We start from the raw sequence: 15119 nt of genomic DNA, 5'->3' as shown, positions 1-15119 counted from the left end.
TGTGTTAAGCAAAGAATTACAAATGACCTTAAGTAATGCCTTTAGTGTGGCTCATGAATACGAGCATGAGTTCGTGACACTGGAGCATTTGTTGCTTGAGTTGTTGGGCTTGCCGGAAGTCCAGGATGCCATTCGTGCCTGTGGTGCCGATGTCAGCAAGATAGAAGAGGGCTTGGAGAAGTTCTTGGAATCGGAAATGGTGAGCCGTAAACCGGACGAGCTACAACCGACCATGAGTTTTCAGCGCGTTATAGAACGTGCCATCTATCTGGTGCAGTCAAACGGTTACCCTGAGGTAACTGGACTACATGTTCTTGCTTCGATGTTTTCGGAACAGGACTCCCAAGCGGTTTATCTTTTAGAAAGTAACGGTGTAGACCGTGTTGACGTGTTGAGTTACATCTCGCACGGAGTGACCGCCAGTGATTCTGAAGAGTATATTATTCCTGGCGGCGATAATGCGGAACAGGGTGAAGGGCAGGCAGAATCCAGTGAAGGGAAGACGCCGCTTGAATCGTTTGCGATCAATTTGAACCAGGAAGTTGAAGACGGCAAGATCGATCCGATTATAGGACGGCAGTGGGAACTTGGCCGAACTTTGGAAATTTTGAGTCGTCGTCGTAAGAACAACCCTTTGTTGGTTGGTGAGCCGGGAGTCGGTAAGACCGCCGTGGCGGAAGGCCTGGCGTATCAGATTGTGAACCAAAAGGTACCAGAGCAGTTATTGGACGCCGTTGTATATAGTCTTGATATGGGAGCTTTGTTGGCCGGTACCCGTTACCGCGGTGATTTCGAAAAGCGTTTCAAAGGCTTGTTGAAAGAGTTGGAACAGCAACCGCATGCCATTTTGTTTATTGATGAAATCCATACCATCATTGGTGCCGGTGCGGTACAGGGGGGAGCGATGGATGCTTCCAATTTGATGAAGCCCGCCTTGTCTTCAGGCAAGCTTCGTTGTATCGGTGCGACCACTTATGAAGAACATCGAGGTATCTTTGAAAAGGACCGTGCTTTGGCGAGACGCTTCCAGAAGGTAGACGTCAAGGAGCCGACCAGCCAGGAAGCGTTTGAAATCCTGAAAGGACTGAAGGATAAATACGAAGAGCATCATCAGGTCAAATATACACTGCCAGCTCTGAAAGAAGCGGTGGCACTGTCAGCCCGTTATATTACCGACCGCCATCTGCCGGATAAGGCCATTGACGTGATTGACGAAGCCGGAGCCAAACAGGCACTACAAACGGCGAGCAAGCGTAAGAAACAGATCGGTGTGACAGAGATTCAAAATGTGGTGGCTAGCATTGCAAGAATTCCGGTTTCTCAGATTACCCAGAAGGAAAAGGACAAACTGCATGACTTGGGTGATAACCTTAAGCGTGTGGTGTTTGGTCAGGATCATGCTGTCGACCAGTTGACGTCCGCCATCAAGTTGGCGCGATCCGGCTTGAGTGACCCGAACAAGCCGACCGGTTGTTTCCTATTTGCCGGGCCGACGGGTGTCGGTAAGACCGAATTGACACAGCAGCTAGCCACGCATTTGGGCGTTGAGATGTTGCGATTCGATATGTCCGAGTATATGGAACGTCACACGGTTTCTCGTTTGATCGGTGCGCCTCCGGGGTATGTTGGGTACGATCAGGGAGGACTTTTGACCGAAGCGGTGAATAAGCAGCCTCATGCCGTTGTGTTACTGGATGAAATCGAGAAAGCGCATCCTGATGTCTTTAATATTCTGTTGCAAGTGATGGATCACGGTACCTTGACCGATAACAATGGCCGAAAAGCGGACTTCCGAAATGTGATTCTGATCATGACTTCCAATGTAGGGGCAGAGCAGATGGCACGTGCCAGTATGGGCTTTACCGTGCAGGATCATACTATGGACTTTGAGGCGGAATTGAAAAAGGTCTTTACACCTGAGTTCCGCAACCGTTTGGATGGCGTGATTCAGTTCAATCGACTTTCAGAGGAGTCGATGGCTTCAGTGGTGAATAAGTTCATTTACGGATTAGAGCAGTCGCTTGCAGATAAGAAGGTGATATTGAAGGTGACTGAGGCTGCACGAAGCTGGTTGGCCAAGAACGGTTATGATCCATTGATGGGGGCACGTCCGATGAGTCGCCTGATTCAGGAGAAAATCAAACAGCCTTTGGCGGACAAATTACTGTTTGGTGAGTTACAGAACGGTGGCAAGCTGGAGATTGATTGCAAGGATGATGCTTTGGTTTTTAACGTCGAAACTTGATGGTTTGAAAGCTGGATCAAACCGGACAGGCCTGTTCGGTTGGTCATTTTGATGTTTAACTACGCAAGAGCCCAATAAAAAAGCCCGTTTATCCATTACAGATAAACGGGCTTTTTTAATTAATTTTTCTAGGCGGCTGTCGACAGGCTATGAGCGCTGTCGACGGTATTTTATGATCGGTAGGAATTACTTACCGCGGTAAGTGATACGGCCTTTGGTTAGATCATAAGGAGTCAGCTCTACTTTGACTGAGTCACCGGCAAGAATTCGGATATAGTTTTTACGCATGCGTCCGGAAATGTGCGCCAAAATTTGGTGACCGTTTTCCAATTCCACTTTAAACATGGTATTCGGTAGGGTTTCGATAACTACACCATCAAATTCAATAACATCTTGTTTTGCCATAAGCCTAGGTAAATCCTTAGAAAAAAAATTTGCGCGGATTATACCAATTTATTGGTTTGTAATCAAATAATTATTTCGGATTGCGTCAATCAGCCCTTGATAACATGTAGGAATTTCATGGCCTGTAACGTTATTGGCTGAGGGGTCTTTTAGTAGCCAGTTAAACAGAGCTTGGTCGGATTCAAGTAGCAGTTGTTCGAACAATCGTCGGTCAGCTTCGCAAGCATGAAGCAAAGTAAGGCTATAGGCACTTAGGAGCAGTTCTGTTTCGAGGTTGCCGCGTTTGCATAAAAACAGCATACGACGTAACCAGGCCTGTTCGGTTTGATTGCTTTCAGCTTCAGCCATTTTTGACGATCATTCCTTTGAGTTCCTGAATTGCCCGGCTCGGGTTGAGTCCTTTTGGGCAGGCGGCGGTACAGTTTTGTATATGACGGCACCGGAAGGTTTTCATCGGGTCGTCCAGTTCTTGCAAGCGAGCTTTGGAATCGATGTCTCTGGAGTCAATGACGAAACGATTGGCTGCGAGCAATGCAGCCGGGCCAAGGAATTGGTCGGGATTCCACCAGAAAGAGGGGCAGCTTGTGGAGCAGCAGCCACACAGGATGCATTCGTAAGCACCATCCAGCTTCTTTCTCTGTGCCGGAGTTTGGAGGTTCTCCAATTGAGGGCTGGAATTTAGAGGCTTCAGAAACGGCTGGACTTCGCGGTAATGTCTGTAGAACATTTCCATGTCGATGATCAAGTCCTTAATAATCGGCAGCCCGGGCATCGGTTTGATTGTAATAGGCTCTTTTAGAGAGGAGAGCGGTGTGATGCAGCTGAGGCAGTTTTGACCATTGACGTTCATTCCGTCCGAACCGCAGACACCTTCCTGGCAGGAAAAACGAAAGCTCAGACTTGGGTCTTGTCGTCGAATTGCGTGTAACGCATCCAGAAGCATCATATCTGGAGTGATATCGGTATCTTCCAGATAATAGCTCTGATCGTAAGCTGATTCGTCGGTTTCCGGATTGAAACGGCTGATAATGAATTCCATAGTCATTGTCCTAATAAAGAACCGGGTCAGTAAACCCGTTTTTTGGGTTCGAATCCCGAATGGTTTTGCGGCTGCAAATTGACTGCTTTGTAAACCAGTTTGTGTTCTTGCGAAAAATACAATGTGTGTTTCAGCCAATTTTCATCGTCGCGTTCCTGATGGTCTACTCTTGAATGCGCGCCGCGGCTCTCTTTACGCGCTAAGGCTGAGTGCACTGTGGCAAACCCGATGGCCATTAGGTTCTCCAGCTCATAAGCGGCCAGTCTTTCCAGATTGAATATTTGCGAGTGATCATGTAAAGCGACCGAATTCAGGCGCTGCTGGAGTGCCTCAAGCTCTTTTAGGGCGGTATGCATACTCTCTTCGTTTCGGAAGACGCCGCAACCTTTTTCCATGGCGATTTGCATGTCTCGTTTGATGGCATCGACAGAATCGCTTGTGTCTGTTTCGATGGCTGTCCTCTGCCATCTTTGTATACGCTTAATAACCGGTTCCAGATTCATCTTGGAGTGAGTTTGCTCAGATTCGATTTTTAGTTGTTGGCTGATCGTTTGTGCCGCTTTGCGTCCGAATACCACGATGTCGAGCAGAGAGTTTCCACCTAGGCGGTTGGCGCCATGTACCGATACGCAGGCACACTCGCCGATGGCGAAAAGTCCTTTGACAGCTTGTTGTTGATTTCCTTCGGGTACGATGACTTGGCCGGAGAGGTTGGTCGGGATTCCCCCCATCATGTAGTGGCAGGTCGGAAAAACCGGCATGGGAGCATCAACTGGATCGATGCCGAGAAAGGTCATGCTGATGTCTCTAATTCCCGGTAGGCGTTGGGTGATGGTTTCCGCTGGAAGGTGGGTCAGGTCAAGCAGTACATGGTCTTTGTTCGGGCCGCAACCCCGGCCTTCCTGAACCTCGATGGAGATGGCGCGCGCAACCACGTCCCGTGAGGCGAGGTCTTTTACGTGAGGAGCGTAATGAGCCATAAAGGCTTCGCCTTGAACATTGCGCAGAACACCGCCTTCACCACGGGCGGCTTCCGAAATAAGCATCCCTTTACTCGCAACACCCGTTGGATGAAATTGCCAGAACTCCATATCCTGCAAAGGCAGGCCGGCTCGTAGCACCATGCCTAGACCGTCCCCGGTATTGATACTGGCATTGGTGTTGTTGCGGAACAGTTGTCCTGCACCTCCGGTTGCTAAAAGTATGTGATTACTTTTCAGAATCCGAAATTCACCGTTGTGAATGTTCATGACGAGCATGCCGCAGATTTCTCCGTCCGTGTTTTGAATCAAATCCAGCGCATAGTACTCTTCGTATATGGTTGTGCCGACTCTGAGGTTCTGTTGGTATAGGGAATGAAGAATCGCGTGACCGGTGCGGTCGGCCGCCGCACAGGTCCGGTAAGCCTGATCCTCTCCGAAGTTCTGGCTTTGACCGCCGAATGCCCGTTGGTATATTTTTCCGTTTTCCAGACGAGAAAAAGGAACCCCAAAGTGTTCCAGTTCACGGACGATTTCAGAGGCCTCCTGACACATGAATTCAATTGCGTCTTGGTCGCCTAGGTAATCGCTGCCTTTGATGGTGTCGTACATATGCCATTGCCAACGATCAGGAGTGACGTTTCCGAGTGCGGCGTTGATGCCACCCTGAGCAGCCACCGTATGTGAGCGGGTCGGAAACACCTTGGATATCATGGCGATGTTATGACCTTGTTCGGTTAATGCCATGGCGGCACGCATTCCTGCACCGCCTGCGCCTACCACTAGTGCATCGTAGCTTTCGATTACGATTGTTTCAGGGGTAATGTCTCTCTTGGCCATAAGGTTCTCTAGTGAATGGAAGTGGTGAGCATCCGGAAAAGGATCCAGGCGATGTCCAGGCTTGCTAATATTAACAACCAGCGTAATCCCCACAGCCAATACAGCGTTCGGTTGTTAGGTGTGTAGTCGATCAGAATATCGCGTAAACCAATCCAGGTATGAATGCCGGTAAAGAAAATAGCGATTAGGCTTGGCACCAAGTATTGGGGCTGAATGAGTGTGCCGAACAGTACTTGTAAGTTTTCTTGGTATGGCATCGTCAGTGACTGCCAAGCAAGCAAGGGCAGGTAAAACAGCAGGTATAGAGCACTCAATCGCTGCCAGAGGTGGGCTTTGCTACCGGAAAGAGTGTTCAGTTTCATAATGACCAGGCCTGTTTAAAAATGAAGAGGCTTATCAGCAACCATGCGAAAAGCAAAGCAATGCCTGTTGGTTTGGCGTTGATTATTGAGTAAGGAGCGGCTGTGGTGAAATGTTCGGCAAGCAGGTGTCGAAAGCCGCTTAACCAGTGGTAGCACAAGCTAATCCAGAAAACCGTGTTCAAACAGCGGATGATACAGTGACCCCGAATGCCTTCCAGTGTTACACCATCATGAAAAACAACAAGGTTGGCCAGTGCCAGATAACCCAGAAGCGAAATGAAAAGCATCAGGCCTGTGATTCTGTGAGCGGCGGATAACCAAGCGTTGAAAGGAAAGCGGAATTTCCTCAAACTCAAGTAAACAGGGCGGTTAGGCGGGTGCTGGTACATGCGTTCACCTCTGTACGCGTTTTTAAGCAGTGAATCCATTTTACTGCAAATTAAAGTGGCCGCTAGAGGTGTAAGAGATAAAGTTTTTAATCGGCTCAGAAAGAACCTTTTCGATCAGGCTTCGTTAAGAGCTTTTTGGAAATACACATGATCCATTGCAGCTTTTACCCAGTCGATTTCCATTTCCCATTGCATGGCAGGGAACGGTTGCTGCAATTGGTGTTGTAACAGCGCTTCGAATACCAGCCGGGAAACCAGACTGGCGCCCATGCTCTTAAGATGTTCGGTTTCGATCTGGGTATCAATCATATTGAATCCCCAAGCTTTTAATTGCATGGAGAGGGCAACTAGTGCGATTTTTGATGCGTCGTTGGCTTTGGCAAACATTGATTCACCGAAAAACATCTTGCCGATGGAGATTCCATATAATCCCCCGACGAGTTCATCATCCTGCCAGACTTCGACCGAATGCGCATGACCGCTTTGATGAAGTTGTGTATAAGCGGTAAGCATCTCGTCGGAGATCCAAGTGCCTGCTTGGTCTTTTCGGTCGATAGACGCGCAGTTTTTCATGACCCCGACAAAGTCTTGATCCAAGGTGACTTTGAATCCGGGCATTCCTGCCATTTTTTTGATAGTTTTGCGCAGGCTGCGTCGGATTTTAAGATCGTCAATAAACAGGACGCTACGCGGATCGGGTGTCCACCAAAGGATCGGCTCGCCGGGATTGAACCATGGAAAAATGCCTTTTGAATAGGCCTGTAGAATCCATTCTTGTGTCAGAGCGCCGCCCATTGCGAGTAGGCCGTCGGGGTCGCTTAAGGCTAGATGGGTAGGCGGAAAAACAACGGGCTGAGGGTCCAGCCAGTAGGGCATTTGGGTCATAGTTAAAAAGTGTTCTGGTTCTGAAAAATGGTTTTTTATGGAATCTTTTTATCCACACGGTAAGGCGGAACCGTTAGAATACCATAATTATTCCCACTCACGTTTGATTCAGAGTTCAGCTTAGTATTTTATGACTTCATTTGTACATTTACATGTTCATTCCGAGTATTCCGTTGTTGACAGTACCTTAGGGGTAAAGTCTGTTGTCGGCCTGGCTAAGAAAGGTGGACAACCGGCCATTGCCTTGACGGATCAATCCAACTTGTTTGCCTTGGTCAAGTTCTATAACGCGGCGATTGGTTCGGGCGTTAAGCCGATTATTGGTTCTGAGATTTGGATCGAAGACGCAGATGAGTCGGTTTTTAAGTGCGTTCTCTTGTGTCAGGATGAACAAGGTTACTTGAATCTTTCCCATTTGATTTCAATGGGTTATCTAAAAAACCAGAAGTTGTTTCAAAATGATATGGTGGCGTTGATTAAACGCGAGTGGTTGGAACAGTATAACGAGGGGCTGATTGTTCTTTCTGGCGGTCGTGAAGGTGACGTCGGTGCAGCAATTTTGGCAGAAAAGCCGAACCTGGTCGCCACCCGGATGAAGTGGTGGCAGACGCACTTCCCAGACCGTTTTTATCTGGAATTGATTCGCACAGGAAGAGATGGTGAAGAGGCTTATATTGTGGGTGCGGTTGAAGCTGCACAGCGATATGAAGTGCCGGTTGTAGCGACGAACGATGTGCGTTTTGCGAGTCCTGAAGATTTTGAGGCCCATGAGGTTCGGGTATGTATCCATGACGGCTACGTTCTTGACGATCCAAACCGACCGAAACGATATTCCGAAGAGCAGTATTTCAGAACGACTGAAGAGATGGTCGCCTTGTTTGACGATCTACCTGAAGCCATTGAGAACACGGTTGAGGTTGCCAAACGTTGCTCGTTGAATCTGACTTTGGGAACCTACTTCCTGCCAGATTTCCCGGTTCCTGAAGGGATGACCATCGACGAGTTTTTCGTTGAGGAGAGTCATAAGGGGCTTGAAGAACGCTTGCAGTTCCTGTTCGGTCATCTGGATGCGGAGGCTTACGCTGCTAAGAGAGAAGAATACTACGCCCGTATCAAGTTTGAGCTAGATATTATTTTGCAGATGGGATTCCCCGGTTACTTCCTGATCGTTGCCGACTTCATTCAATGGGGTAAAAATCACCAGATTCCGGTCGGACCGGGACGTGGTTCCGGTGCGGGTTCTCTTGTGGCCTATGCACTTAAAATCACCGATTTGGATCCAATTCAATACGACCTGCTTTTCGAGCGTTTTCTGAACCCGGAACGTGTTTCCATGCCCGATTTCGATGTCGACTTCTGTATGGATCGCCGAGACGAGGTGATTGATTATGTTTCTCGTCATTATGGGCGAGACCATGTCTCCCAGATCGTAACGTTCGGTACCATGGCCGCAAAGGCGGTTGTACGTGATGTGGGTCGAGTATTGGGTCTTGGTTACGGTGTCGTTGACGGTATCGCCAAACTCATTCCGAATGAATTGGGGATCAAGCTTAAGGACGCAATCGAAAAAGAGGAGGACCTGCAAGCCAAGCGCGACAATGATGAAGATGCGCGACAGTTACTGGAGCTTGCACTCAAACTTGAAGGAACGGTTCGTAACACCGGTAAGCACGCTGGTGGGGTGGTTATCGGACCGAAACCTCTGGATCATTTCTGCCCGGTTTTGTGTGAACCGGACGGCAGCAGCGTAGTCACGCAACTTGATAAGAACGACGTAGAAACAGCAGGCCTGGTCAAATTCGACTTTCTGGGTTTGAGAACTTTGACGATCATCGACTGGGCATTACAGTCGATCAACGAAAACAAACAGCCGGGCGATGAAGGGTTTGTCGACATCGCACGTATTCCGCTGGACGATGTGCAGACTTTCGATCTCATCAAGACCGGTAAGACCACGGGGGTGTTCCAGTTGGAATCCAGTGGGATGCAGAACCTGATCGTTCGTCTGAGACCGGACTGTTTCGAAGACATTATCGCTTTGGTTGCCCTGTTCCGCCCGGGTCCTTTGGAATCGGGGATGGTTGACAACTTCATTGCCCGTAAGCACGGTAAAGAGAAGGTTTCCTATCCGGATCCGCAATATCAGCACGAATCGTTGCAACCGATTCTAGAACCGACCTATGGGGTTATCCTGTATCAGGAGCAGGTTATGCAGATCGCGCAGGTTCTTGCCGGCTATACGCTGGGGGGCGCCGATATGCTACGTCGTGCGATGGGTAAGAAAAAACCGGAAGAGATGGCGAAACAGCGATCGGTGTTTAAGGACGGGGCGATCAGTATCGGCGTCGACGGCGATCTCGCGATGAAAATCTTCGATTTGGTTGAAAAGTTCGCGGGTTATGGTTTCAACAAATCCCACTCGGCTGCATACGCATTGGTCTCTTATCAGTCAGCCTGGTTGAAGACTCACTATCCTTCGGAATTTATGGCTGCCCAGATTTCGTCCGACATGGACAACACCGACAAGGTCGTGCATATGGTTAATGAGTGCTATGCGATGGGCTTGGAAGTGTTGGCTCCGAACATCAATACCGGTGCGGTGCACTTCAAACCGTTTGGTCCGCGTACCGTCAATTACGGTTTGGGTGCAGTCAAAGGTGTAGGTGAGTCGGCTTTGGAGGGCATGATCGAAGAACGCCGGGCAAACGGTGATTTTAAGGATCTATTTGATTTCTGTTTGCGCGTTGGCAAGAAGATCAACCGCCGAATGTTGGAGGCATTGATACGCTGCGGCGCGCTGGATTGTTTGCATGAAAACCGCAATGCGATGCTGGAAAGCGTTCCAATGGCGTTGAAACAGGCGGAGCAGCAACAGAAGAACGACGAGCTTGGACAGAATGATCTGTTCGGCGATATGCTTTCGATTGAAGAAAGTGGTAGTTCCCAGTTGCTGGATGTGCCAGAAATGACCGAGAAATTGCGCCTAAGAGGGGAAAAAGAGACCTTGGGTCTCTATGTCAGCGGTCATCCAATCGATATTTACCGTGAAGAACTGGATCAGTTGATCGGCAGTTCTTTGGCGAGCTTGAAGCCAGAAAAATGGCAGAAGAAATGGGCGGCTGGTCTTGTAGTTGGATTGAGGGCTAAGATTACCAAGCGAGGTGATCGCATGGGCTTCATGGCGATTGACGATAAAACCGCTCGTCTGGAAGTGGTGATGCGCCCGGCAGTGTACGAATCGATTAAAGACAATATCAAAGAAGATATGGTTGTAATGATCTATGGTGAGGTGAGTGAAGACACCTTTAACGGCGGTATAAAGCTTGATGCCGAGCAAGTGGTGAGCCTTGCGGAAGCCCGTATCGAAAAGGCTCGTGCCTTGAAGCTGTTTGTCGATGAAGCGACCACGGATTTGAATCGAATTCATGACTTGAAAGTTTTGTTGGGTTCTTACCAAGCAGATAACGGTTTGCCGATTGTGGTTGATTACAAAAACCAAATGGCAAACGTGCAGATGAAAACCAATGATGGTATTGTTTATTTTCCGGATGATGAGCTGATAGAGACCTTGAGATCACAAGGTTGGCAACCCGAGGTTGTACTATGAGTAGAGGCAATGGGTAACCAAAACGAGATACTCGACCAATCCATCTATGAAGCGGTAATCAATGCTTCCCATGATGCCATTGTGATTGTTGATGCAGACAGTCAGGTATTCTTTTGGAATGAATCGGCCGAAAAGTTGTTTGGTTACTCTTCCGATTTTATGGTCGGCAAGAATATGCATTCGTATATTACCCCCGACCGCCACCGCGCTATTTCTCATGTTGCGTTCAAGAAATTTCAGGAAAGTGGAGAAGGTCGCGCTTTAGGTCGAATGGTTGAAATTGAAGCGCTCAGACAAGACGGTGTCGAGATATGGGTGGAGTTGAGCTTGACGGCCTTTGAAGTCGAAGGCAAACGTTGGGCTTTTGCAATCATCCGCGACATCACCGAGAAAAAACGCCTCGAAATCGAGTTGCAGGAAGAGGCCAGTACCGATGCGTTAACAGGGTTGAGCAATCGCCGAGAATTTCAACGTCAGCTCGAATCACATCTGGATCACCCCATGAGTATGGCGATTATCGATATTGACCATTTCAAGCAGATTAATGATGGCTATGGACATTTGATCGGGGATGAAGCGATCCAGATGGTGGCTGGTTGTCTGACCGATATGTTTTCCGATGCGATCAGCGTTGCTCGTTTAGGGGGAGAAGAGTTCGGAGTTCTGTTTTCGAGTGATGATATTGATTTGGTTTTCAATTTCTGTGAAGAGTTCAGGATTTTGTTATCAAGACAACGTTTTTCGGAACATGATCTTTCCTTGACCGTCAGTATTGGCGTCTCCGGATACAAATCCACGGCCAGAGGGATGTTCTATGCCGCGGATGTTGCTCTCTATGAGGCCAAAGCGGGTGGGCGTAACCGGGTCTGTCTGGCTCAACGTGGCTGAATGTCTGCAGCCACAATAATTCATTTTTATCCAAAAAATTACTTACCTATTATTTTTTCTGTTTCTTCAATCGAAAAAATTAGTTTTATTTAATCCATCCTTCTGTCTAATTTTGTCATAATTTGTGTGGTTACTATGAGATTTAGTGACACATTTACGCAGCGACGGTGTTGGAGAAATTTTTGGTGTTGAAAGTTCCTAAGGTTCAATTTAAAAACTCGACTTTATTGAAAAAGCCTTTATGGGTTTCGATTGCGACGTTGTTTGCGTTGGTCGTAATCAGTGTTCCTTTGATTATGATACTTAATCAATATCACGAAGAGATTGTCCGTCAAAACTTCATTGAGCAAGAATCCCGGATACTAAACGACCAGATTAGACAGAAGATCGATATCGGTGATTCCATCTCTATTTCCTATGCCCAGAACTCTGCAATCCGTGATGCGCTGCTGTTCGAGGAACGTGGTCCGATTATTAAAGAGCTGAAGGATATGAATCGGCAATTTTCGCAAAAAAGCCGTTTTCAGAATGTTCAAGCGCACATCATCACTGTTGACGGGCGGTCTTTAGTCAAAACTTATGATTTGGAAAGTTATAGTCAGGATTTGACTGGACAGGATTTGGTCAAGCGGGCGATCGAAACAGGTAAATCGACTTCCGGTATTAATATCGGGGGGGCGGCGAATTATTTCCGAGTCATTAACATCCAACCCATTTATTCTTTAAACGACGAGTCAGAAATAATCGGTTTTGTGGGTGTTTCGCAAGGTTTGCGCAGTGTTGAGGATTCGTTTGCGACGAACCAGGTCGATTATGCACTTTTTGCTCCGGCGGGAAATGAAACAGAATCCAATGCCAGGCAGTTTATAATCAGTAAGGCGGATTATTTTGAATCGTCTCCACTGTCCGGGTTGGTTTTTATTGAAAAGCAACTTCGTTCGCAGAACCTTTATTTTTTCGATGACCGAATTGTTTATACCCAGCCGATTGTTGATCACGACAATCATATACTAGCGGTTCATGCCGTGTCGATTCCATTGCAGGAATATCATGCGAGGGTCTGGCAGCGTAACGTGGATGCCATCTACATTCTTGCCGCTATCTTATTAAGTACCTTGTCGATATCCGGGCTATTACTGCTGGTGATGAAGCGCAGCGTAATCAATCCATTGGCCGTATTTGAAAAAACGATTAAAAAAATTACTTCAAGCAAGGAGTACGGCACTTCGGTCAAAATTGCTTCCGATGACGAGATAGGAAGGTTGTCCGAGCAGTTCAATGCGCTTTTGAGACAGACGGAGGAATTGATTCATTCTTTAGAGTATCAACAGGAGGCGATTGACAGCTCCTTGATTGTATCGAGAACGGATCTTCATGGAACCATCACTTATGTCAATCAGCAGTTTGAGCGGATCAGCGGTTACAGTGCAGAAGAATTGATCGGTCAATCGCACAGTCTTGTCCGTCACCCGGATATGCCAAAAGAAACGTATAAGGAATTGTGGGAAACAATACAGGCCGGACAGGTTTGGAAAGGGCAGATTAAGAACAGGGCGAAAGACGGTTCCGCCTACTATGTAACGACTCATATCCTGCCCATCGAAAACCTGAGTGGCGAGGTTACCGAATATCTGGCGATTAGAGAAGATATTACGGAGCTGGTTGAATTGAAAGAGTCTCTTCAATCAGCCAAGGAAGTTGCAGAAAATGCAAGTCGAGCAAAATCTCAGTTTTTGTCCAGTATGAGTCATGAGTTGAGAACGCCTCTGAATTCGATTATCGGCTTTACTCAGTTATTGGAGTTTTCGGATTTAAATGACAAGCAGAAACAGCAGTTGCAGAATATCAGTAATAGCGGTCGTCATCTGTTGGTGTTGATAAACGATATTCTTGAATTGGCCAAAATTGAGGCTGGAAACTATGAAATGAGTTTGGAACCGGTGAATGTCAAGGAGTTGGTGTTGGATTCCTTTTCGATGGTCGAAACCCTGGCCAAGATGAAGCATGTCACCTTGCATTGCAATGATGAGGGTTTGAATCATTTTATTAAGGTCGATTTCACAAGGGTCAAGCAAGTGTTGCTGAACTTCTTGGGTAATGCTATTAAATACAACCGTAGTCAGGGTGACGTATTCGTCTATGCGAAAATGGTTGAGGAAGACGGTTGTAGGTGGATTCAGGTTCATGTCAAAGATACGGGGTTAGGGATAGCGCCAAAAGAATTGAAACATCTGTTTGAGCCTTTTAATCGTCTGGGTCATGAGAATTCGAATATTGAAGGAACGGGAATCGGTTTAAGCATTGCAAAGGATTTGGTCGACCAACTTGGTGGTCGGATAGGTGTTGAGAGTACGGAAGGTGTCGGATCAGATTTCTGGTTCAGTTTCCCTGTAATTGAGGGGTTAGGAGAATCGGGTACGGAACAAATAGCCGTTGTAAGTCAGGAGGATGATGTCTTCAAATCGCCGGATGCCGGGAAGAATATCAACGGACTGCGTGTACTTTATATTGAGGACAATCCGTATAACGTTAGTTTGATGGAAGATATTATCGATACGCTTGACGGGGTTGAACTGACAGTCGCAAACAGTGCTGAACTGGGGTTGGCGATTGCCGAACAGGTGATTCCGGATGTGATGTTCATTGACATCAACCTGCCTGGTATGAGTGGTGTTGAGCTGTTGCCTTTACTTAAGGATCTGCCCGAGCTGAAACAAAAAGGGACGGCTTTTTACGCTCTGAGTGCCAATGCTATGGAAGGTGATATACAAAATGGAATGGAAGCCGGTTTTGACCGTTACTTGACTAAGCCAATCAAAGTGAATGAAATTCTGATGCTTCTGAACGCATCCGTTTGAGTGAAAACTCTTTGAATCTGTTATGAATGATCCGGTAGGTGTGCATCAGGATTCATAACGTTCCAGCTCAAGGGTTTGTAAGGGGGTGTAGATTGGGGAGTGGTCAGTAAGTTGGCTTTGGTAGAGAGTCAAGCGATCAACCGTCAACCATATATCTTCAAGTCTTCGGAATTCTTCCGATAAATGAATAGATTCTAATTCCATCTTTTTGGGAATCCGTCCTAGGCTGATGTGGGGCCGAAATGCTTGTTTGGCTTTACTTAGGCCATAAGGTTTGAGCTGGTCTTGGATTTCACGCACCAGATATTGCAGCAAAATCGTTGCGTCGAGTGAAGCAACAATGGTGTGGGGATGTATCTCGCTGGGAAATAAACGGATTTTCTGGATTTCTGCTTCAAAATAACTCATCCCTTCGGCAAACCAGCCCGACATAGCGTTGCAGATAATATGAACCTTTTCTGGATCCAATTTTCCTCCAAGAAAGTGCAGTGTCAGGTGATAGTTCTCCGGCGGAAACCAGATGATTTCCTTTCCCCACTCCGTGTTTTTAAGGCGTTCCGTGATTTTCGTCAATTGTTGCGTTGTTGTGTGATCAATCGGTATTGCAATAAATGCACGCAT

At 47.3% G+C, this 15119-nt stretch carries 12 protein-coding genes; 4 read left to right on the top strand and 8 right to left on the bottom strand.

The annotated features are described in order from the left end of the window. Position 1 precedes the first annotated feature (1 nt). Entirely contained in the window at positions 2 to 2245 is a 2244-nt protein-coding gene (clpA, locus tag QCB45_RS02100; protein WP_279418884.1) for an ATP-dependent Clp protease ATP-binding subunit ClpA, read from the top strand. 186 nt (positions 2246 to 2431) lie between these two features. Here clpA and infA read toward each other — a convergent pair whose 3' ends face one another. The 7 genes from infA to aat form a co-directional block, all read right to left on the bottom strand. Further along, the gene (gene infA, locus QCB45_RS02095; protein WP_279418883.1) at positions 2432 to 2650 is read right to left on the bottom strand and encodes a translation initiation factor IF-1; all 219 of its coding nucleotides are present in this window, start codon (positions 2648 to 2650) and stop codon (positions 2432 to 2434) included. Positions 2651 to 2698: 48 nt separating this feature from the next. Further along, complete coding sequence (locus QCB45_RS02090) at positions 2699 to 2998, bottom strand: succinate dehydrogenase assembly factor 2 (RefSeq protein ID WP_279418882.1); 300 nt, start codon at positions 2996 to 2998, stop codon at positions 2699 to 2701. Continuing rightward, entirely contained in the window at positions 2991 to 3689 is a 699-nt protein-coding gene (locus QCB45_RS02085) for a succinate dehydrogenase iron-sulfur subunit (protein ID WP_347710067.1), read from the bottom strand. The genes QCB45_RS02090 and QCB45_RS02085 overlap by 8 nt, the downstream gene beginning before the upstream one ends. Positions 3690 to 3715: 26 nt before the next feature. Continuing rightward, complete coding sequence (gene sdhA, locus QCB45_RS02080) at positions 3716 to 5509, bottom strand: succinate dehydrogenase flavoprotein subunit (protein WP_279418880.1); 1794 nt, start codon at positions 5507 to 5509, stop codon at positions 3716 to 3718. 8 nt (positions 5510 to 5517) lie between these two features. Next, positions 5518 to 5871 (bottom strand): succinate dehydrogenase, hydrophobic membrane anchor protein, encoded by a 354-nt coding sequence (gene sdhD / locus QCB45_RS02075; RefSeq protein ID WP_279418879.1) that lies wholly within the window; start codon positions 5869 to 5871, stop codon positions 5518 to 5520. Then, positions 5868 to 6260 carry a succinate dehydrogenase, cytochrome b556 subunit gene (gene sdhC / locus QCB45_RS02070; RefSeq protein ID WP_279418878.1) on the bottom strand — a complete coding sequence of 131 codons (393 nt, stop codon included), beginning with the start codon at positions 6258 to 6260 and terminating at the stop codon, positions 5868 to 5870. The genes sdhD and sdhC overlap by 4 nt, the downstream gene beginning before the upstream one ends. Before the next feature lie 114 nt (positions 6261 to 6374). Beyond that, the gene (gene aat, locus QCB45_RS02065; protein WP_279418877.1) at positions 6375 to 7145 is read right to left on the bottom strand and encodes a leucyl/phenylalanyl-tRNA--protein transferase; all 771 of its coding nucleotides are present in this window, start codon (positions 7143 to 7145) and stop codon (positions 6375 to 6377) included. A 130-nt stretch (positions 7146 to 7275) separates the two neighbouring features. Here aat and dnaE point away from each other — a divergent pair, with 130 nt between their 5' ends. From dnaE to QCB45_RS02050, 3 genes are all read left to right on the top strand, one after another. Further along, positions 7276 to 10752, top strand: coding sequence for a DNA polymerase III subunit alpha (dnaE, locus tag QCB45_RS02060; protein WP_279418876.1), 3477 nt, complete (start codon positions 7276 to 7278; stop codon positions 10750 to 10752). Between the two features lie 9 nt (positions 10753 to 10761). After that, the gene (locus QCB45_RS02055) at positions 10762 to 11640 is read left to right on the top strand and encodes a sensor domain-containing diguanylate cyclase (protein ID WP_279418875.1); all 879 of its coding nucleotides are present in this window, start codon (positions 10762 to 10764) and stop codon (positions 11638 to 11640) included. Between the two features lie 167 nt (positions 11641 to 11807). Continuing rightward, positions 11808 to 14498 (top strand): ATP-binding protein, encoded by a 2691-nt coding sequence (locus QCB45_RS02050; RefSeq protein ID WP_279418874.1) that lies wholly within the window; start codon positions 11808 to 11810, stop codon positions 14496 to 14498. Between the two features lie 45 nt (positions 14499 to 14543). Here the strand turns inward: QCB45_RS02050 and thpR are convergent, their stop codons facing one another. Then, positions 14544 to 15119, bottom strand: a complete 576-nt coding sequence (gene thpR / locus QCB45_RS02045) for an RNA 2',3'-cyclic phosphodiesterase (protein WP_279418873.1) — start codon at positions 15117 to 15119, stop codon at positions 14544 to 14546.

It is taken from the genome of Thiomicrorhabdus sp. ZW0627, assembly GCF_029767005.1.
Taxonomy (GTDB): domain Bacteria; phylum Pseudomonadota; class Gammaproteobacteria; order Thiomicrospirales; family Thiomicrospiraceae; genus Thiomicrorhabdus.
The sequence above is the reverse complement of the archived record's forward strand: the minus strand, read 5'-3'. Positions and strand labels throughout refer to the sequence as shown.

Excerpts from the sequence above, each read along its gene's own strand:
- sdhD (WP_279418879.1), bottom strand. The coding sequence starts at position 5,871 with ATGAAACTGAACACTCTTTCCGGTAGCAAAGCCCACCTCTGGCAGCGA.
- QCB45_RS02055 (WP_279418875.1), top strand. The coding sequence starts at position 10,762 with ATGGGTAACCAAAACGAGATACTCGACCAATCCATCTATGAAGCGGTA.
- infA (WP_279418883.1), bottom strand. The coding sequence starts at position 2,650 with ATGGCAAAACAAGATGTTATTGAATTTGATGGTGTAGTTATCGAAACC.
- sdhC (WP_279418878.1), bottom strand. The coding sequence starts at position 6,260 with ATGTACCAGCACCCGCCTAACCGCCCTGTTTACTTGAGTTTGAGGAAA.
- aat (WP_279418877.1), bottom strand. The coding sequence starts at position 7,145 with ATGACCCAAATGCCCTACTGGCTGGACCCTCAGCCCGTTGTTTTTCCG.
- QCB45_RS02090 (WP_279418882.1), bottom strand. The coding sequence starts at position 2,998 with ATGGCTGAAGCTGAAAGCAATCAAACCGAACAGGCCTGGTTACGTCGT.
- thpR (WP_279418873.1), bottom strand. The coding sequence starts at position 15,119 with ATGCGTGCATTTATTGCAATACCGATTGATCACACAACAACGCAACAA.
- QCB45_RS02085 (WP_347710067.1), bottom strand. The coding sequence starts at position 3,689 with ATGGAATTCATTATCAGCCGTTTCAATCCGGAAACCGACGAATCAGCT.
- dnaE (WP_279418876.1), top strand. The coding sequence starts at position 7,276 with ATGACTTCATTTGTACATTTACATGTTCATTCCGAGTATTCCGTTGTT.
- sdhA (WP_279418880.1), bottom strand. The coding sequence starts at position 5,509 with ATGGCCAAGAGAGACATTACCCCTGAAACAATCGTAATCGAAAGCTAC.